The 18,340-nt window shown below is 35.6% G+C and carries 19 protein-coding genes; 12 read left to right on the top strand and 7 right to left on the bottom strand.

Annotated features, from left to right (window positions below; genetic code table 11):
* Window positions 1-4 precede the first annotated feature (4 nt).
* Window positions 5-340 (bottom strand): hypothetical protein, encoded by a 336-nt coding sequence (locus M900_RS13055; RefSeq protein WP_034732772.1) that lies wholly within the window; start codon window positions 338-340, stop codon window positions 5-7.
* A 243-nt stretch (window positions 341-583) separates the two neighbouring features.
* Between M900_RS13055 and M900_RS13060 the strand changes: the two genes are divergently transcribed.
* The 4 genes from M900_RS13060 to M900_RS13075 all read left to right on the top strand — a co-directional run bounded on the left by M900_RS13060 (window position 584) and on the right by M900_RS13075 (window position 4,539).
* A complete protein-coding gene (locus M900_RS13060; RefSeq protein ID WP_034732773.1) occupies window positions 584-1,534 on the top strand; it encodes a hypothetical protein in 951 nt (316 codons plus the stop codon).
* On the top strand, window positions 1,527-1,982 hold the full coding sequence (locus M900_RS13065) for a GNAT family N-acetyltransferase (protein WP_021275491.1): 456 nt from the start codon (window positions 1,527-1,529) through the stop codon (window positions 1,980-1,982). Before M900_RS13060 ends, M900_RS13065 begins: the two co-directional genes overlap by 8 nt.
* A gap of 135 nt (window positions 1,983-2,117) precedes the next feature.
* Window positions 2,118-3,221: a serine hydrolase gene (locus tag M900_RS13070; protein WP_021275640.1), complete on the top strand. Its 1,104-nt coding sequence runs from the start codon at window positions 2,118-2,120 to the stop codon at window positions 3,219-3,221.
* Window positions 3,222-3,459: 238 nt separating this feature from the next.
* The gene (locus tag M900_RS13075) at window positions 3,460-4,539 is read left to right on the top strand and encodes a hypothetical protein (RefSeq protein ID WP_021275282.1); all 1,080 of its coding nucleotides are present in this window, start codon (window positions 3,460-3,462) and stop codon (window positions 4,537-4,539) included.
* Window positions 4,540-4,614: 75 nt separating this feature from the next.
* Here M900_RS13075 and M900_RS13080 read toward each other — a convergent pair whose 3' ends face one another.
* Window positions 4,615-6,816, bottom strand: coding sequence for a CHASE domain-containing protein (locus M900_RS13080; RefSeq protein WP_021275472.1), 2,202 nt, complete (start codon window positions 6,814-6,816; stop codon window positions 4,615-4,617).
* A 363-nt stretch (window positions 6,817-7,179) separates the two neighbouring features.
* Between M900_RS13080 and M900_RS13085 the strand changes: the two genes are divergently transcribed.
* Entirely contained in the window at window positions 7,180-7,740 is a 561-nt protein-coding gene (locus M900_RS13085; RefSeq protein ID WP_034732774.1) for a GNAT family N-acetyltransferase, read from the top strand.
* Here M900_RS13085 and M900_RS13090 read toward each other — a convergent pair.
* Together M900_RS13090 and M900_RS13095 are read right to left on the bottom strand one after the other, a co-directional pair.
* The gene (locus M900_RS13090; RefSeq protein ID WP_034732775.1) at window positions 7,737-8,474 is read right to left on the bottom strand and encodes an ABC transporter substrate-binding protein; all 738 of its coding nucleotides are present in this window, start codon (window positions 8,472-8,474) and stop codon (window positions 7,737-7,739) included. The two genes, M900_RS13085 and M900_RS13090, sit on opposite strands and share 4 nt — an antisense overlap.
* Window positions 8,475-8,554: 80 nt before the next feature.
* Window positions 8,555-10,210 carry a DUF4105 domain-containing protein gene (locus tag M900_RS13095; RefSeq protein WP_157680662.1) on the bottom strand — a complete coding sequence of 552 codons (1,656 nt, stop codon included), beginning with the start codon at window positions 10,208-10,210 and terminating at the stop codon, window positions 8,555-8,557.
* 87 nt (window positions 10,211-10,297) lie between these two features.
* Between M900_RS13095 and M900_RS13100 the strand changes: the two genes are divergently transcribed.
* The 7 genes from M900_RS13100 to M900_RS13135 all read left to right on the top strand — a co-directional run bounded on the left by M900_RS13100 (window position 10,298) and on the right by M900_RS13135 (window position 16,399).
* Window positions 10,298-10,666, top strand: a complete 369-nt coding sequence (locus M900_RS13100) for a PEGA domain-containing protein (protein ID WP_021275464.1) — start codon at window positions 10,298-10,300, stop codon at window positions 10,664-10,666.
* The gene (locus M900_RS13105) at window positions 10,667-10,897 is read left to right on the top strand and encodes a hypothetical protein (protein ID WP_034732778.1); all 231 of its coding nucleotides are present in this window, start codon (window positions 10,667-10,669) and stop codon (window positions 10,895-10,897) included.
* Window positions 10,898-11,016: 119 nt separating this feature from the next.
* On the top strand, window positions 11,017-12,381 hold the full coding sequence (locus tag M900_RS17320) for a cupin domain-containing protein (protein ID WP_021275350.1): 1,365 nt from the start codon (window positions 11,017-11,019) through the stop codon (window positions 12,379-12,381).
* A 240-nt stretch (window positions 12,382-12,621) separates the two neighbouring features.
* On the top strand, window positions 12,622-13,164 hold the full coding sequence (locus M900_RS13120) for a hypothetical protein (protein ID WP_021275645.1): 543 nt from the start codon (window positions 12,622-12,624) through the stop codon (window positions 13,162-13,164).
* A gap of 9 nt (window positions 13,165-13,173) precedes the next feature.
* Window positions 13,174-13,455 carry a hypothetical protein gene (locus M900_RS13125; protein WP_021275556.1) on the top strand — a complete coding sequence of 94 codons (282 nt, stop codon included), beginning with the start codon at window positions 13,174-13,176 and terminating at the stop codon, window positions 13,453-13,455.
* Between the two features lie 176 nt (window positions 13,456-13,631).
* Window positions 13,632-15,704: a hypothetical protein gene (locus M900_RS13130; protein ID WP_021275293.1), complete on the top strand. Its 2,073-nt coding sequence runs from the start codon at window positions 13,632-13,634 to the stop codon at window positions 15,702-15,704.
* A 272-nt stretch (window positions 15,705-15,976) separates the two neighbouring features.
* Entirely contained in the window at window positions 15,977-16,399 is a 423-nt protein-coding gene (locus M900_RS13135) for a hypothetical protein (protein WP_021275466.1), read from the top strand.
* A 135-nt stretch (window positions 16,400-16,534) separates the two neighbouring features.
* Here M900_RS13135 and M900_RS13140 read toward each other — a convergent pair whose 3' ends face one another.
* Genes M900_RS13140 through M900_RS13150 form a run of 3 tightly spaced genes read right to left on the bottom strand, consistent with a single transcriptional unit; the run spans window position 16,535 to window position 18,234 of the window.
* On the bottom strand, window positions 16,535-16,990 hold the full coding sequence (locus M900_RS13140) for a copper chaperone PCu(A)C (RefSeq protein WP_021275500.1): 456 nt from the start codon (window positions 16,988-16,990) through the stop codon (window positions 16,535-16,537).
* A complete protein-coding gene (locus M900_RS13145; protein ID WP_021275578.1) occupies window positions 16,987-17,580 on the bottom strand; it encodes an SCO family protein in 594 nt (197 codons plus the stop codon). The genes M900_RS13140 and M900_RS13145 overlap by 4 nt, the downstream gene beginning before the upstream one ends.
* A gap of 39 nt (window positions 17,581-17,619) precedes the next feature.
* Entirely contained in the window at window positions 17,620-18,234 is a 615-nt protein-coding gene (locus tag M900_RS13150; protein ID WP_021275366.1) for an HAD family phosphatase, read from the bottom strand.
* Window positions 18,235-18,340 lie beyond the last annotated feature (106 nt).

Raw genomic sequence — 18,340 nt, forward strand, 5'->3', positions numbered from 1 at the left:
GAGACTAATTCTCTATTTCATTCCAATTGTAGTTACTAACAACTCCAAGAAAATCGTCTTTTCGACGGGCCATGTATTCAACTGTAAAGCCATGTTGGGCTAATGCTAAAATAGAAAGAATAGTTCTCCCTTTAAATAGATCATTTAATAAACTCATTTTTCCATCCTTTGTTACAAGATAATTTCTTTGAAATTTATCAGGATGATAGGAGAGGGATGAATTGTTACTACTTGGATTAGTACAGGCATATTGCCTATGCTCACCATACTCACCTTTTTCATGAAATACCGTGAAATTGAATGAAATATAGTGAAAATCAAAAAGTACGAAGAACTTCACTATTGCCGCTAACCGGTCGAATTTGATGAGGATTATTTAATGTTGCTCTTGATGTCGGGTAGTTCGAGCATTGACTATATGAGTAATAAAGTTTAAATTATAACTTCAACACCAAGGAGGTTCTCATGAAAAATTCAAACATCATTTCAAAAAGAACATCTTTGGGTCTTCTAGAATAATATAGCTATCCATTTTTGTTCTTTATTTTAAGTTTAATTTTTAACTAATTTAAAGGGTATTACAATGACATTACAGGAAAATGATATGCAGCTATTTGCTAAGGCTGTTTTGGATACGTTTGATCTAAAAGAATTTAGCATTGATAGAGAAAAGGCTCTTATTGGTTTAAAAGATGACATTTCTTCCGAATTTGAAGATTTGAACTCTGAGGAAACTAAGAAGGCAAGAAACGATCACTTTAAAATTGAGGGAGCAAAGCCAGAAGACTATTTCGAAAAGGTACTGCTCTTAGACTCAGGCAGGAAAGTTATTTATGGTATTCGTCATATGGGTGGAAATCCTGATTTGCCATTTGTTCAGCTTACTCCTAACTATCAAATATACTCTAAGGCAGAGGCCTTGGAAGTATATGAGAAAGTTCGACATGAGTTTGAGGTGTTTAAACCAAAGTTTCTAAGTTTTTGGTCTAGAGATCAAATCGATGCAGATTTTTTTGGCTCTATTTATATGGTGTCGACATCAAAGAAAATGAAACTCTTGGATGAATGGTCACTAGAGAGTGATTTAACTTTTACTAAAATAACTGATGATTCTTACTATGACTGGTATGAAAGCGGCTACAAAGAGTTCCACGAATCTTCTCCAGAGTTAAGTCAGAAGGTAACTGTAAATAGCGTTGATTCAATGAGAGATTCACTAGAGGAGGGATTACTTTTTTATGTTGAATTTCAAGGAGAGAGAATTGGTTTGATCGCCGGAGAGAGGAGTAAACTACTTGGGCATGACGGAATTTATTTTCATGAAATATTTATTTCTAAAAAGTGGAAAGGTAAGGGACTTGCTAAGGCGATCCAGAGAAAATTTATAGTATCAAATACTGTTGAACATGAACTTGTCTGGGGAACAATCGACGCCCACAATTTGCCGTCATTTAAAACGGCGAAATCCAATGGGAGAAGACCTATGAGGTATGAGTGCTTTGTTGATTTACCTCTTGGAGACTCTAATGATTAGTAGAAAAGCTAAAGAAATTGAGTATCAGAGTATATTTCTTATGGGGCAAGATGTTTGGTCAGATAACATGAGTGAGACAGAGTATTTAGAAACTTGCTTTAAGTCAGAGAAATATAAAAAAGGACAGTGGTGGATTTTAGAAGATAATGGCCACATTGTTAGCTCGTTAATTGTCTATAAATTCAAGGACCAATCTTTCGGGATTGGTTCTATTGCTACTTGTCCCTATGAAAGAAAAAAGGGATATGGATCAAAACTATTAACAGACGTAATAGGAGTATATAAAATATCTGGGCATCCGATATTTTTATATTCAGATATTGATGCGCCATTTTATGAAAGATTTGGTTTTATGACTTTACCTGAAAAATATCAAAAGTATAGAAAGTCGGTATGTATGTGCTTTGGGGAATACGATGATTCATTTGAACCGCCTGCGTATTTTTAGTGAAGAAATTCAATGTAACTCGAAAGTAAAAGTACAAATTCAATTTCTAAGAACCACTGGTCCATTGTCAATACTTACTTATGAACCTATACTTTTAATAAAATAAAAAAACTTTAAGACCACGAGATAAAATTTATGATTTCTCTATATCAAATTAAGAAGTTCACATTAATAGGATTACTAATTATAGGCAATAATACGATGGCAAATATTGATGATAAAGTTAGAGATGTAGTTAAGAAATATAATATCCCATCATTATCTGTCATGGTTCTGTCACAAGAAAAAATTCTAGTTCAGTCGAGCTTTGGTGTTAGAAAAAGTGGCGAAGATGATAAAATCAAAGAGACTGATTCATTTCACCTTGGTTCGTGTGGTAAAGCATTTACTGCGACTTTGATTTTGAAGCTACAGGATGAAGGAAAGCTTAGTGTTGAGGATTCAATTACAAAATATTTAAAGACTCTTGATGCAAAAAAATTCGCTGATATAAAAATCAAACACCTCTTATCACATACTGGTGGCATAAAGGCCAATGTCGAGGGCGGGCCTTGGGGGAGTATGTTTTCATTTGATATCACTCCATCTCAAGGAAGAGACATTGCAATTAATTTCCTAAATACAGCTAAGCGAACAGCTAAAGCGGGCTCTGAATTTATCTACAGTAATATTGGATACATGCTTCTTGGGCAAATTATTGAAAAAGTTGAATCTAGGCCATTTGAAGAAGTTCTAACGACAAAACTGTTTAAACCTTTTGAAATGAACTCTTGTTCATATGGTCCAGCTGGTAGAAATGATAATTCATCACAGCCTTGGGCACATCAGTTCGTTGATGGAAAATATATTCCACAAGACCCAAAGTTAATAGGCTCAGATAATCCACCAGCATTAAGCCCTGCGGGAGGAATAAGCTGTGGTCAGGGTGATTGGGCCAAGTTTATTTGGTTTGTTATGAATGTTGGAAAAAATAGTAAATATCTAAGCCCTGAGGGAAGAGCGTTTATAAGCAAAGTAAATCTTGATGATTACACTTTTGGTGCATGGGGAAAGGTTAGTCGAGATTGGTCTGGAATATTACTAATTCATGCAGGATCAAATACACTTAATTACTCATATGCGATTGTAGGTCTCGATAAGAAATTTGCCTTTTTGATAAATACAAACTCGCCATCACAAGAAGCGGTTCTTGAAATGGTTCCTTTCCTAAAAGAGTATTACATAAACTCCTTGCAATAAGTATTGAATTGCTTCTTTTAAGATATGAATACAGTTTACTTAGTCACACGTGTGACGAAATAAAATTAACATGGCTTTTCTCAGTCTTTATAGAGCTAAGTATCTAATAGCATTAATCTTTGAATCAAAAAAATAAGGTATAATACTGGATTTCTTTTGTCAGGCAAAACGTACTTAGTGAAATATTTTTTTTTGTCGTGTAAAATTATCTGACTAAATATCTTAAGAGGATTTTTTGATGAAATTAATGAAGTATCTTATTTTACCACTATTAGTAACACCTACCCATGCAAGTTTAACAAGTGCATCAATGTTTAAAGAAATGATTTCTACCAATCCTGGAGTTATTTCTGGAAGAACATCACGTGCATTATCATTTCTTGCAAAGAAGGATGATATTAAAATTACTCAAAAAGACCTTTCTGCAGGAGCTGCCGGAGCGGGGTCGAGCTATGAGGCCACTGTTGAAATTACTAACTTTAGCGGTTTCTACGGAGGTGCTGGAGGTGGACCAACTCTTGAGATATTTGGTGAGACAGGATCGGGTGGTCGTACAAATGATATAAAAGCACCCAATAACACAGCTATCGCTCAAAAAAACAAGTCGGAGTCTTCATTAACTCTTATCAATGTAGGACTAGGAATCTGGAAAGGTTTTGGTGTTAGTGTTGTGAAGGCAACTGCTGAAGATAAAAATAGTTATGAGTTAGATGTTGCTGGTTCCAAACAAGCTTTCAATATTAAACAAGAAAATGAACTAACAGCTTTAACTGCTGGTTTTGCCTTTAACCTCGGTCTTGATTTCGGTCTTTTTTATACTAAGAGTTCACTGAAGACCAAAGGTGGTGCCGAAACAGCTGAAGGGGGAGGAACTACTCCTTCGGATGATAGAATTGGTGGTGGTGTTGGTTTTTCGACGAAGCTTCTTAGGGCAGAAGTTGGTTACATAAAATATATGAAAGCAATGCAGAGAGAGACAGGAAAGGTAACTCCTTCGATGGTAGAAGGTACGGTTGAAACAATTTTTGGAAAACTAAAGTTAGGTTATACTGGCCGTTATATTCAAAATGGTTTTTTCATGCACAGAGGGATTTTATATAACCTACTGGCGTTTCAAGGTAACTCGGAAGCTCGTTTAGAAAATACATTTAACTTCGCTTACGGTAATGACACAAAAGGACATTCTTTTAGCGGTTCTTTTTCTATCGGTACTGTTAAGTCTAAGCAGACGAATGGGTATATTTCTAGTGACGAGAACAAATATGACACAGAAACAAAAACCCAATCAATGAGTTTAAGTTACGCGTATATTTTCTAAATTATTTTTTAAATCAGAAGCAATTTTCTATTTCTAGGCCACGTCTGTGGCCTTTTTATTTGTCTATATTACAAACTAAATTGATGGAGAACTCAATTGTCTCTTGATTGCAGCAATGAGGTTCTCTTTATTAAGTGGCTTGGTGATAAAATCATTGGCACCGGCCTTGAGCCCGCGCTCATTCTCTTCTGGTAGTGCATGGGCACTCATAATGATAATGGGCGTTTTGTCTTCGCTATCTCTTAAAATTTTAACGGCACTTAATCCATCAAGTTCCGGCATTTGAATATCTGTTAGTATCAGATCATATTGGGTTTCTTTATATCTCTCTAAAAGTTCTACTCCATTGGTGACATAATCAACTTCAAAATCTTGACCATTGAGATAGACTTTTAGAAGAAATTTTGCATCCTCATCATCCTCTGCTGCAAGTATACGTTTTCCGCGAAGTGTTGATTCAGTTTCTTTTAATATTTCTTTCTCGACAACGGTAGGGACATTTTCGCTACTTACTTTTGCATCAGTAAATGGTATTTCGAGTGTAAAAGATGTTCCTCTTCCTTTTGTCGAATTAACACTAATTGTTCCCCCCATCATTTCAATAATATTGTTAACGATAGAAAGTCCAAGTCCTACGCCACCTTGATTGCGTCTAAAGGTTTCATCTTCTTGGCTAAAGGGACTAAAAATATTCGCAAGATACTTTTCATCAATACCAACGCCACTGTCTGAAACACTAAAAGTTACGAGATATTCACCATTATCAGCTTTAACATTTTTACATGTTAATCTGATAAACCCTTCTTCCGTAAACTTATATGCATTATTTAGTAAATTAATTAAGACCTGACGTAGCCTTACTGGATCTCCATGTAGATTGATGTCATCCGCCTCGACAATACATTCAAATTGAACATTTGTGTCTGAGAACTTGGTCATAATGATATTATTAACATCATGAATTAGCTCGTGAAGCTTAAAATCATCATTTCTAAGCTTAATCTTACTTACTTCGTGACTTGATACATGGAGAATATCTTCGAGAATTTTTAAAAGATGATGACCACTTTTTTCCATCCTCTCAATGTAGTCGAGGCGGGTGTTCTCATCAGGCTCATTCTTTATGAGATTTGAATATCCCAGAATGGCATTCATCGGAGTGCGAATTTCATGACTCATATTCGCTAAAAAGATCATCTTGGAATGTGTTGCCACATTTGCTTCTCTAAGGGCATTTTGTAGCTCGGATCTCGTCTTAAGTAATTCCCTGTTTTGTTTTTCTTTTTGTGTGAGAAAGAAATAAAGGATTAATGTAAAAAGAAAGAGCGCCGTCGGAAATAAGTACTGTGGAATATCCATATAGTTAGAAAGAAACTTATCTGTAGCAAATACTTCTAGTCTCCATTTCTGGCCGTAAATATCGATTTCTCTTATTTCACTCAGAATTGCAGATGGCGGTTCTATCTTCTTGGAAATGACTTCATTTGTTGCGAGATCGGTAATAAGAATTTCAAGATCATTTTTTCTAATATCTTCAGTAATTGGACCTAAGAAATTTTCGAGATAAATAACTGAGGCAAGATATCCTTTTAGTTTCGCGCGACGGGCTTCAATATCTTGAGGGATAAAGTTCCCTTCATATACAGGAAGAGTTATCGCGAAACCTGGTGCAGAGTTCTGATTTGTATTTGAATGCACAACTCTAAACGTATTAGATGCCATCGGCCTTCCAGTATCTCTAGACTTATACTTTGACTGCATACGCTCTGGCGACCACGCAAGATCAAGACCTATTGAAAGACTGTGACCTCTTGTTGTAATTCCATAGAGGACTGGGAAATGTTCCTCGCGATCTTTTGCTGTGATTAGTTTTCCATCACCGTCTGGTTCAACGATCTTGAAATTTGTTACACCTTTCTTTCTTGCTTTCACCTCGAATTCTATTCTATCTTTTTCAAATACACGAGGCTGCCATTCAATCATCAAGATAGCATCTTTTCTCGTGCTCAAGTTTTTAGTAAACTGATTAAATTCATATGCATTTAGGTCAGGAAATGTATTAAGAAGATTAGAAAGAGAGTATAGTACTTCCGTTGACACACTTAAGTCGGAATTTATCTTGGAATACGACTGCTCGAGTTGTTTTCTAATTCCTGAGCTTGCGTTTAATCTCTGCTTCTCGTATGTTAATTTAAAGAACCACCCAGAAAGTGTAAGTCCAACTATAAGGAATAGATATTTGATGAAAACATTTTTTTTCTGTGCTCTTTCTTCCATTGTGGCGACTCTTATTTGCTAAATGACGTATAAGTAATTATACATTCATGAAAGAGTCGATTTCAACCTTTGAGTTAATTAATCTTTATTGATAAGCCATTTATGAAGGTAAACCTCTATTATTATTAAAAGTGGTCATGCCATTCTTTTAGGCTAGATAGTTTTATAAAATTCTGATGTTCGTCTATATCGGATAAATTCTGGCTATTTACTCGAATTTCTGTTTTCAAGCATAGGGGCCGTTTAATAAAAGGCTACATTTAGGTCGTGACTATTACGGTCACGCAAGAGAATTGGCATTGAACAAATGATTGATAGGTCTTTAGAAATGCATTTATTTCAAAATTATTCTATAATTTTCAGATGACACTACAATTAGAAACTAAAAGAATGATTCTTACACTTCCATCTGTTGGGAGTGAAGATCAGATTGTTGAGTTTTATAAAGAGAACGAAAATTTCCTTGCTCCTTGGGACCCAAAGAAGCCAGATGGTTTTTATACTCAAGAGTTTTGGAGAGAAAAAAACCTTCAAGCAATTAGGGAATTTGAAAATCAAAAATCTCTACGCCTTAATATATTTCTTAAAAGCTCAAATGAATTAATTGGCATGGCCAACTTTACAGGTTTTGAAAGAGGGCCTTTTCAATGTTGTCGTCTTGGATACAAGTTGGGACAGAAATTTGAAGGGCAGGGTTTGATGACAGAAGCATTAGAAGAATCGATTCGTTATATATTTGATGAATTAAACTTTCATCGAATAGAAGCGAACTATATTCCAAGTAATGAGCGTAGTGGAAATGTTTTGAAACGCCTTGGCTTTACTGAACATGGAGTTGCTGAAAATTACCTTTTGATCGCCGGGAAATGGCAGGATCACGTACTTACAAGTAAAACCAATGCAAGCTGGAAAGACCTAAACTAAAGACCATACTTATTCGCGATTTTTATATACTCCTTTGAGTTAATAACTTTTTTAAGTGCCTTTTGCCACATTTCTATTTCACTATCTGGAATATCTTTGGTCGCTACAATATACAGAGGAGCTTCTGTAACTTTAACAGGGGTTTCTTTAAGGACATCCAATGGTTGATTCAATTCTTTCATCCAATGAATATAGCCTAGTGCTGTTTCACTGATGGCAAGGTCACAACGGCCTATTATCGTTTTAAGGTAAATACTTTTAGCTCTTGTGCTCGTATCTAGATTCTTAAAACCAAGCTCGTTTAGTTTGTTAAAGATTAGGCCGCCACTTCTACTGCAGATTGAATTTACTTTCTTTGCATCAGCGATCGATTGAATTACTAGTGAGCTATTTTTTCTTTTGTAAAAATGTATGGACTGAGAACCAAAAGGGCCGATCCACTTATATCGTTTTTCTCTTTCTTTAGTTTTGATAAATGAGAATAGCATTGTACGCTTAGATGTTTCTAAAGTTTGAGTCGCGCGCATACTAGGATAAATCTTTATATCCTCTTTAATGCCAAGTTCTTTTATTATTAGTTGTACAAGTTCAGTTGAATAACCTGTGATGACATTGTTTTCAGTATAATTATAGGGAGGCCATTCTTCAGTGATCAGAGAAATAGGTTCCATTGCCACGCTAGGTAGTGGACTACTAACTAATAGTGTAAGAGCAAGTAACAAAGCTATTCTCATGGCAGTATCATACACTAAATAAATAATATTGAAAGCGTGTTTTTTGAATTTGTGCGGTGGATTGAGGGTCTTATGATTATTTAAAGAAGAAATCGAAGATTAATTACTGTAGTCAAAGAAGATTTCTTATATTTCTTAGTTTCGAAAAGTAATTGCTTATTCTTAGTCAATTTCCAATTCAAGTAAGATTTCAAGATCGTCATGTGCTCATCTTTAAATTGACGGTATTCATAGTTAAGTCCATATTTCAAATTACTTCCAAGATAACCAAAAAGATTTGTTTCGACTGATAAGTAAGGATTCCAAAAGTTTTCCATTTCTTGATTTCCAATATTAACGAAGTAATTAAAATATGTAAGGAATTCATAAGTGTGTCCTATTCCAAAATATGTGAGATTGTTTAAGTTTTGTTCATTACTCATTCTTTGGAGGCTAGAACTAAATTGCCAAGAAGTGTCTTTAAAGAAGCGATGATAAGGTTGAAAAAGTGTTAGGGTAATGAGATTGAGTTCATCTAGTCTTAATTTCTTATTATAGCTAAATTGAGTTTCAAGTACTTTTAGTTGTGTTTCACTGAGTGACCTATTTTGAAATGAAAACCTATCTATTAGGACAGGACGAATTTTAAGTAAGCCTGTATAATCTGAATTGTATCTAGCTCCTAGAGATACTAGAAAAGTATTATCTCTTTCTCTTGGGGAAGATATTTGATCGTGGATTTCAGTTGTCTTAATATGAATAATTCTCATATTGTCTTTATAGGAATTGTCATAAATTCCTTCTCGTTTAAATTTATATTGTGCATAGTAAAAATAAGCTGTTCCTATGCTGGGATCTGTGTCGATTGAAATTTTTTTCGATCCATTAATAATCATTTCTAGTTCATTTTTTTTTGTGCTGCTTAGTTGATCGATGTAGAATTTTGCGATTGTAGAATAAGGGAGAATTTTCTTCGAATTTGCTTTCCCATTACTGTATTTATTGAAAACACTGCTCGGAAGAGTGTATAGATAGTTCTCTGTTGCATTGGATTCTAGAATAGTACTTAGTAGAGCATCAATCCGATAAGCACAATTTTGATTTAGAAAATAATAGTCAAATTGCGCCTTATCAAGTTCATAGAGATGGTATTTAAATAGTAATAGCTGTTTACTTGTTAAAGATAACTCCGTCGAGAAAAGATAGCGTTGTTCTTTATTAGAATATTCATGAAACTTCTTAAAGATAGGTTCAACGATGTAATAACCAGGATAACCTCCAGTTAACCCTCTGGCGGAATACATGAGAAAGCCATCACTCTTGTTCGTTAATGCGGAAAAATGTATTGCCTTATCTGTTAGCTGAATTTCTGAGTTTTGATGTATTGAGAGCATGATATGGCCAAAAGCTGATGATGGAGCATTAAAGTACTCTGAGGTTAAAAGAATACTTAGGTGCTCTCCGGGAATATTTTCTAGAAAACTTTGTAGTCCCACACATTTTTTTAAATCATAAACAGGTGTTGATTTAATATTTTCCTTTAGTGTGAGATAACGCGCAGGAAAGGCACATGCAAGCGCTCTTGAGTTCTGGTCTTGTTTGTTTATTGCTTCTTGAAAGGAAAAAAATTCCTTGCTCATGTCCTTGCTGAAAGTAAAGAATTCTTGATTCTTGATTTGTGATATATCGTTATCGTTAGTGTAGTAAAGCTTTTTGAACGATGAAGGAATAGAGTTCGCATGTATTTTAAGCGACACAATTAGAAGCAGAGAACATATTATAGATTTTAAAGCGGATTTCATATACCTTGATTGTATAATAATTTTAACAATTAAGGAGAGAGAATGTTAAAAAAAATTAGTGCCGCAGTAATTGCTTTAGTTATCTTTACCGGTTGTGCTGGAGTAATTAAGGGAACAAGTCAGACCGTTACTTTTACATCTGAACCATCTGGTGCGGAAGTTATTATTGATGGTACTTCACGCGGTATGACACCTTTAACAGTAAAACTTAAAAAAAATATGTATGACACGATTATTATAAAGAAAGATGGTTATAATTCAGTAACAAAGCCTCTTGAAAAAGTTTACGATGCGACAGCGCTACTTAATATCTTTTGGGATTTAAGTACAACAGATTTAATTACTGGTGCCGCTTATGAGTATGAGCCAAACTCTTACCATGTGAGACTAGAGAAAGAATCAAATAAGTGAATGTTTAGCTTTGATATGATGAGAGCTGATACGAGCTCTCATTTATCAGTCTTTGTTCTAATGTTTTATTTCGAAATCGCAGCAGAGTATCTTGTTGGAAATGGCAGACACCTCATTTCTCTCAAAGAACTTTCTCGTTCATATATGTCCGAGTCCGAAGTTGAATCGTGTCTAGAAAGCTCTCATAATGCACCTGAGCTTATTAATTGTATAAAAAAAAATAATCAGTGAGGATTTCTTATCCTCACGAGATTACTTCGTAAGAATGGCAATGAATTGTCAGACTTTATTAATTGCTGATATTTCGATCATTCTATAGACTTTAAAACAATAACTGAGGACATAAAGAAATGATATCAAAGGAAAAAGTTCTTGCTTATATTTTTAGGGAAGTAAATGGACTTCTTGAGGTTCTTGTTTTTGACCATCCAGGGGTTTCGGAAGTAAATCCTCAAGTGCCTTCTGGAACAATTGATGAGAACGAAAAGCCCTCTTTCGCAGTGTTAAGGGAAATAGAGGAAGAGTCAGGCCTCGTTTTCGAAGCAATGGATATTCACTTAGGTGTTTTTGAACATGATGCTTCTTATAAGGGTGAAACTCATCAAAGACATGTATTCTCACTTGTGACAAATGGACTACCTGATTCATGGACTCATCAAGTTAAGTCTTTGGACGAAGATAATGGTGAAATATTTAACTACTACTGGTTGCCGCTTGAAGTCGCAAAGGCCTCTCTCGTTGCGGAACAAGGAAAGTATCTACCTGCAGCTAATGGTCACATAATCAATTCTAGTGATATTTTTACAGAACTTTATAATGAAGAATTAAAAATAGCAGGCACAAATGCGAACTTATCTAAATATTTTGGATTAAAACGTGTTGCCGCACATTACTTTAAAATACCATCTGGATATCGAACTTCAGAGCCTCATGCTGAAAGTATGGAAGAGGAATTTGTTTTTGTGATCTCTGGACAAATTGATCTTTGGCTGAATGGAAAAATTAAAACAATGAAAAAAGGTGATTGCATCGGATTTCCCTCGGGGACAGGTGTTGGTCATTGTTTTATTAATAACTATGAAATTCCTTGTGAGCTCTTTGTTTCTGGAGAGAGAACTAAAAGTGAAAATCAGTATCACTTTCACCTCGACCCAAGCTTGAAAGATGTTTGTGGAGTGAAATGGTGGGATGATATGCCAAAGCAGGTGCTTGGAACTCATCTTGGATTACCAGGGACTGTTAAATCTGATGAATATGATGATTCAATTACCACTCTAAATGGATATGCTAATTTGACAGATGAAAGTTACTCATATCCTGGAGATAGTGAGACATTTGGCAATGGTGTATGTTTAAGTCGTCCCTTTGGTTTGAAGAATATCGCCATTTGGCTTGAGAGAGTACCTGTGGGGAAAAGAACCTCATGGCCACATGCTCACTCAGTAGAAGAAGAATTTGTTTTTGTCCTTGAGGGGGAACCAACGGTTTTATTAGATAGTAATGAGTTTTCTGCAAAACCTTTTGATGGGATTGATTTTAAGGCCGGGTCCGGTATTGCTCACACTTTGATTAATAAAACTTCTGACTTTATCTTTTATCTCTGTGTCGGTGAGTGTGATCCTGTAGGAGATAAAATATACTATCCCCAGCACGCAGCAAGAAATAAAGAGATGAAGGACAAGGGGCTGCTTTGGGAGGAGAAGTGGCATGATTGAAACGCCAAAAGTTGGTTGCGATCTAGTTCTCTAAAATATATAGAAACATCGAGTTCAATTAATTATCATCGAGAAATTTGTCCCTTCTACTATTTGCCATATTTTTGGAAAACATAAGCGAGTTTATACGCGCGGGCTGTCAATTATTTGGTCATACGACTAGATAAACCTACAAAAATACATCGTTTTTCTTATCATTTTAGCCATTTCTTTGGCATGGGCATTGCTTTAGATTTAAGTATGAAAATTCTAAAACTACTATTAATTTTTACCCTAATGTTTTCTTCTATTGCTGAGGAATTCAAATTTAAGCAACCAACTCTTCAAGAATATATGACTGTCAAATCATATGAAGATGAGATTATTACTATTGGTGGTATTGATATTCGCCGAGGTGATCTCTTGGAAAGTAGTCGAGTTAATCATGAAATTATCAATTGTGATGGGCCAAAGAAGACATCTCTTTTTGATGAACCAGCCTTTCAAACTTCACTCAATATTGCACTTGTAGCGACTGTTTTACATACAACCCTTCAGGCACCTGAAGATAAAAAGAAGCATGCTCTTGTGGGGGCCGTGATTGGGCTTGGTGCTACAAAGTTGTGTGAGAAAATCTACAACGGAGATGACAATAGGCTTATTTGTGCGTTGACTGGAGCTGGAGCCGCCTTACTTGCAGGGCTTGGAAAAGAAGTATATGATTCTGGCGGTCGCGGAAATGTTGATGCTATGGATGCTGTCTACACATTTGTTCCTGGGGCACTTATTAGTTTTAAATTTTAGGAGTTAGACATGATTCAAAAAATCAGTGCAATGACATTTTTTTTAATAATTGGATTTCAATCTTTTGCTCAAGATATTTGTAAGCAAACAAAAATAGAAGATCAGAACGTAATCGTCTGCTTTTCAGAGACTAAGGTTTGTAAGTATTTTAATTATCATGATATGGCACCAACTCTAACATACGACTGCTGGAGTAATAAGGATGACGATCGCAATTCCGCAAAGAGATCGGGATGCTCTAATGGTGATGAAAATTGGCCAGAATGTGCAGATGGATACATTTTAGAATAAATACCTTACTTTCAGATAGCTTTAATTCTTGTGCTTATTTATTGGCACAAGAAATGCCATTTTTTCCTTAGAATAGTAGTGTTATCTACCTGATTTTCCATCGGCAATATCATTCTTTTTACTACTTGAGTTCTATTTCGTTTACAATAATTGGTACTTATAAATATGGAGTTTTAATGAAGTACCTTCTTGTATTGTTAATCGCTATATCAGCAAAAGCACTTGTAAAGCCTGATGTTGTTATTACGGCAATTTATTGTGAAACCTTTGGTTATGCACCCGTGATGGGATATGAAAGAGGAAATAATACGCCCCCAGGTTTAACTAATCTTTATAAGTCTCATGTTAATTTGTTCCGCGCCAATGGCATCAAACTTTCACAGATTCTAACTGATGTACAAATCTATGCTAGAACGGCCGGCGGGGGTAATGGTACAAAAGGGACAGACCAAAAGTGTTCAAAAGTAAGCTCTGATAAAACTATTTTGGAAAATTATAATTTACTGAAAAGAGCTTATTGTGAAAATTTGAAAGTTGATCGGGATGATAGTGATCCAAATTTTATACATCGCTTATGGAAGCTATACTCTGGACAAGCAACTATCGAAGAATTTAAAAATGAATTCAATGGCCTCGCTTCTAGCTCAGGTCAAAATGAGAAGAAGTGCTCTGGATACTCTGATGTTACAGTTTCACAATCTGTAAAAGAAGATAAGACTGATTTGAATAATTTTGAATTTCTTTCACTTGAAGAAGTTTATAGTCCGAATAATATCTATCTTCCAAACTATAAGGGAAAACCGTACTGTGAACAACAGGGGCAGGCCCAATTTGAGAGATTTGAGTTGTTCGCAAATTTTAATGAAACATTTTATAAGAAACTTGTAGGGTGTACTGACAAGGCCCTTCAAGGAAATGATAAGAATTGTTTTGAAGTTGAGCTACGAGTTAAATCAATGAAAAGGGAGTGCCTGAAAAATAAAGGTGATCAAACTGAGTGTCTTTCAAATGCTGATTTGTGGGGTAACCTCGAACTTGATAAGAATAACTGTGGAAGAAAAATTGATTGGGCCGGTATTCATCATTCACGTAACCTAACAAATCCAAGTCTGAAAATTCTTTGCAGTCTTGACTCTTATACTCCTTCAGTGTTGGCCGATGATGGGTTGATTAGTATTGGAAGTAGGGAAGAGCCTTATGCTAAACAGATGGTAAGCTACAATCAATGTATCAATCAGGCCTGTTATGATACTCAACGTGAATTTTTTCCTAAGAAAATTTCTCTAGAACAAAAAATTAATAAAGAGTGCAAAGAGACTTATCCCTATGAAAGAGAGTGTACATCTAATCCAATCGCTCTACATGGTAACCCTCCCACTTACATGTGTGACGGGCAAAAAGATTACAACATCCAGTGTGTATATACTTTCCCAATTGCGATGGAAAATGGAAAGGCCCCAGATTTTTTAAAGGAACGAATCAGTAAAGAAGCCGATTGGGCTAAAAAATTCCATGGGCGCTATATTAATAATCAAACATTTGCTCAAGTTGGTCCTAATGGAGAAAACTTAAATACAACTGCATGGTATGTTTTCAGTCTTGATTCACAAGCAAAGTATGTTAGGGGTGGTTATCGTGTTTACGTTAACTGTGATAGTAATAAATTTGTTCCTGAAGTAGATGGTGAAGGAAATCCAGTTTTTAAAGATAAGTCGAAGGGACAAATATCTTGGATAGATTCGTCAAAGCAGACCACGATGAAAACTACCTTGAGAAATAATCAGGGCAAAAAGATTGCTGGTAGTGAAAGTGGTGGTAAAGACTCTGATCATTTATCTCCAGGGACTGAGTCATTTTCGAAGTCAGCTTCTTCATCTGGCTCTGGACTAAAAAGTGTTGTTCAAGGAGCTAAGATGTTAAGAGAAATTTCTGGAGGTTCAAATACACTTTGTAGTTCTGCAGTTGCATCACAAATAGCAGGTGACTTGAGAAATGAAATATCTAATCTAACTTCAGATTTAAGAAAGCAGGCCATTGAGGCAAATTGTTGGGAAAATAAAAAGATAAGTATGAATAGTCCCGATTGTGATCATTTTAAGGCAAAAGATATCGTTTTAAATCTTTCAAAACGTAGACAAGAAATTTATAAGGAGTACCAGGATAAATATCGTGCGCAAGCTTCAGATAATAAGGCATGCTCAGGAGAGTATGAAAACTTTGAAGATGCTGTTAATAATTCTGAAGTCTAAGAAGTTGAACTATTCTTTCCTCTTTTCCTAGCCGAAAGAATATCGACTATCCATTGCTGTATTTTTGGAGACAATTGAGGAGCTTCCTCCTCTTTGTTTCAATTATATCGTCACTCATTTCGATAACGCCCATCAGACCTGTCCTATCTTTCACGCTGGAGAAATAATTCCTATGTTGACGAAAAGTGCTAGTTATTGTCAACAGATGTCCTGGTCAGGGCTAAATGAATTATGGATATTAAGCGTACAAACAACTGTACACGGAGAGAGAAATGAAAAAATTACTAGCAGCGATTTCACTAATTATCGGCCTTAATTCCAACGCTGTTCTTTTGAGCTGTTCATCGGAACCACACACTAATGGAGAGGATTCACATATTGGATTAGATGGTGAGTTTGAATTGGATTGTATACAATTAAGTAAGAGACACGATAATGTGGTAATCAGTGCCAATGTCATTACAAAAGGAATTGGATGGAGGCAAAACTTTTTAAAAGGTGTTCTAATTTCTTGCCCGCTTAGAAAAAATATACGAGATGGTGAAAAATTCTATGGAGGGCATGTTCAAGCCGATCCTTTTATTGGTGGCTCCGCTGGTGTATTTCTAGGAAAGGGAGCATGTTTTATGGGTGGAATCGAGTTCGCTTTTGGAGCTTCTATTGCAGGGGCAAGCATTGAGTTTACTGTTTACTAAAAATATAAATATTCACAGTGTATCAAGCAAGAGGTTGAGCGATTAAAGTGTTTTAATCGCATACTCTATGCCTTAAATTCTTGAAGAGGCCACTCTATAGTAATTGTTACGAAACCGAGCAAAATAGTACTTCGTCTAGTGATGATGTCCATGACCTGAATTGTCTGAACTCATCTGAGACTTTGCCTTAACATCTACAGTTACTTCCTTATTATCATCAAATAGAAGTTTTAAGTTCACTACTTGATCTTCTTTAAGTGGGGATTTAAGACCGAAAACCATGACATGATAACCACCAGACTTGAGTTCAACAGAGCTATCTTTTTTGATTTCAATTTGATCAACTTTTCTCATCTTCATCATGCCATTACTCATTTCCATTGAATGTAGTTCAAATGTTTTCGCAAATTCACCAGTCGCACCAAGAAGTTTAATATCTTTTTTTGAGTGATTCATAATATTCATCGAAATTGATGTCATAGTTGAACCCGGAGGAAGAATTTTAATCGTTGGGTTTACGACGTGAATTTCATCCATTGCAAGAGATGTTAAAGATACAAGTACTAGTGTAATAATTTTTATTAATTTCATTTCTTTGCTCCATAAGCATTAAGTATTGTTTTAAGTTTATCAAGAACAACCACTTTGGGTTGGCCATGTTGAATTGATGGAAGTATTTCGCCTTTTGGAGAAATAATAATCATATCAGTTGTATGATCAATCGTGTAAGCCATCGAGGACTCAATTGGCATTTTATAGACTGAGATACCAAATTTATACGTGAAATTTTGAAGGTCTTGTAATGGAATCATTACTGGGGTGATTTTCTTATCAAAGTAATGGGCATAGGTTGTCATGTCTTCGAGACTATCTCGTTCTGGATCAACTCCAATAAAAAGAAAAGTAATTCGATCTTTCTCTTCTTGAGTGAGTTCTTTGAAAACTCTCGACATGAGACTAAGTGTTGTTGGGCAGGCTTCGGGACAAGTCAGAAAGCCAAAATATAAAATGACAAGTTGTTCTTTTTTCCTAAGTTCATCGAGCGTAATCTGACCTGTCGGTGTTGTAAGTGAGTAGCTGTTTGGATTAAAGTCGCGGCCAGGTTCGAGCTTTAAAATTGAAAAGCTAATTCCACCGATGAGGGTCATTGCGAAGAGTAGATATTTCAGATTTCCTAACATTTTTTCATCTTACCTTTTTGTTGTGGCTATGGGGATGCATCAAATTGTTGCATATAAAAATATATCGGGGTGGTGAATGTCCACAAGAATGGTATCCATTCCCGCAAGCTTTGCTCCTGTCAGGCCAATATCGCCATCATCAAGGAAGAGACACTTATTCATTTGAACTCCTAGGCTCTTGCATGCAAGCTCATAAGGTTCAGTACTATCTTTACCTTTTTCAGTGTCATCAGAGCATACTACAGCTTGGAAAAAATGATCTATCCCTAATTTGGGAAGGAGCATGTCAACAACTTGATGACTACCTCCAGTAATCGCTGCCATAGGAGTTTTTCCATAGTAATTCTTCAAAATACTAACTACAGGATCAATGAGTTTTACATTTGGAAGATTTTGAAGGTAACGGTTTCTTTTTTCTGTCGCTAATTTATTTGGATCGAGCTGTACTTTGAATGTTTCGTTAACGATTCTAACAATTCTTGTGCTCGCCATCCCAGTAGTCTTTTTTAGAAAATCAAAGTCCACTGTCACACCATAATCTCTAAAAGTGTCGACCCATGCTTGATCGTGTATTTCTACGGAGTCGACAACTGTTCCGTCGAGATCAAAGAGGAGTGCATCATATGAATTGAGGTCAAAATTAAGAAGTTTCATTCTTTTAATTTATAGAATCTTTCTCGTAAGGGCAACTTTACGAGTCACTTTGAGCCAAATATTATCACTCCGATCTTGCTTCTTAGAGCTTTGCAATTTTCACTGA

It is taken from the genome of Bacteriovorax sp. Seq25_V (assembly GCF_000447795.1).
Taxonomy (GTDB): Bacteria; Bdellovibrionota; Bacteriovoracia; order Bacteriovoracales; family Bacteriovoracaceae; genus Halobacteriovorax_A.

Coding starts and splice junctions, on each gene's coding strand:
- M900_RS13060 (WP_034732773.1), top strand. CDS start 584: ATGACATTACAGGAAAATGATATGCAGCTATTTGCTAAGGCTGTTTTG.
- M900_RS13065 (WP_021275491.1), top strand. CDS start 1,527: ATGATTAGTAGAAAAGCTAAAGAAATTGAGTATCAGAGTATATTTCTT.
- M900_RS13070 (WP_021275640.1), top strand. CDS start 2,118: ATGATTTCTCTATATCAAATTAAGAAGTTCACATTAATAGGATTACTA.
- M900_RS13075 (WP_021275282.1), top strand. CDS start 3,460: ATGAAATTAATGAAGTATCTTATTTTACCACTATTAGTAACACCTACC.
- M900_RS13080 (WP_021275472.1), bottom strand. CDS start 6,816: ATGGAAGAAAGAGCACAGAAAAAAAATGTTTTCATCAAATATCTATTC.
- M900_RS13085 (WP_034732774.1), top strand. CDS start 7,180: ATGACACTACAATTAGAAACTAAAAGAATGATTCTTACACTTCCATCT.
- M900_RS13090 (WP_034732775.1), bottom strand. CDS start 8,474: ATGAGAATAGCTTTGTTACTTGCTCTTACACTATTAGTTAGTAGTCCA.
- M900_RS13100 (WP_021275464.1), top strand. CDS start 10,298: ATGTTAAAAAAAATTAGTGCCGCAGTAATTGCTTTAGTTATCTTTACC.
- M900_RS13105 (WP_034732778.1), top strand. CDS start 10,667: ATGTTTAGCTTTGATATGATGAGAGCTGATACGAGCTCTCATTTATCA.
- M900_RS17320 (WP_021275350.1), top strand. CDS start 11,017: ATGATATCAAAGGAAAAAGTTCTTGCTTATATTTTTAGGGAAGTAAAT.
- M900_RS13120 (WP_021275645.1), top strand. CDS start 12,622: ATGAAAATTCTAAAACTACTATTAATTTTTACCCTAATGTTTTCTTCT.
- M900_RS13125 (WP_021275556.1), top strand. CDS start 13,174: ATGATTCAAAAAATCAGTGCAATGACATTTTTTTTAATAATTGGATTT.
- M900_RS13130 (WP_021275293.1), top strand. CDS start 13,632: ATGAAGTACCTTCTTGTATTGTTAATCGCTATATCAGCAAAAGCACTT.
- M900_RS13135 (WP_021275466.1), top strand. CDS start 15,977: ATGAAAAAATTACTAGCAGCGATTTCACTAATTATCGGCCTTAATTCC.
- M900_RS13140 (WP_021275500.1), bottom strand. CDS start 16,990: ATGAAATTAATAAAAATTATTACACTAGTACTTGTATCTTTAACATCT.
- M900_RS13145 (WP_021275578.1), bottom strand. CDS start 17,580: ATGTTAGGAAATCTGAAATATCTACTCTTCGCAATGACCCTCATCGGT.
- M900_RS13150 (WP_021275366.1), bottom strand. CDS start 18,234: ATGAAACTTCTTAATTTTGACCTCAATTCATATGATGCACTCCTCTTT.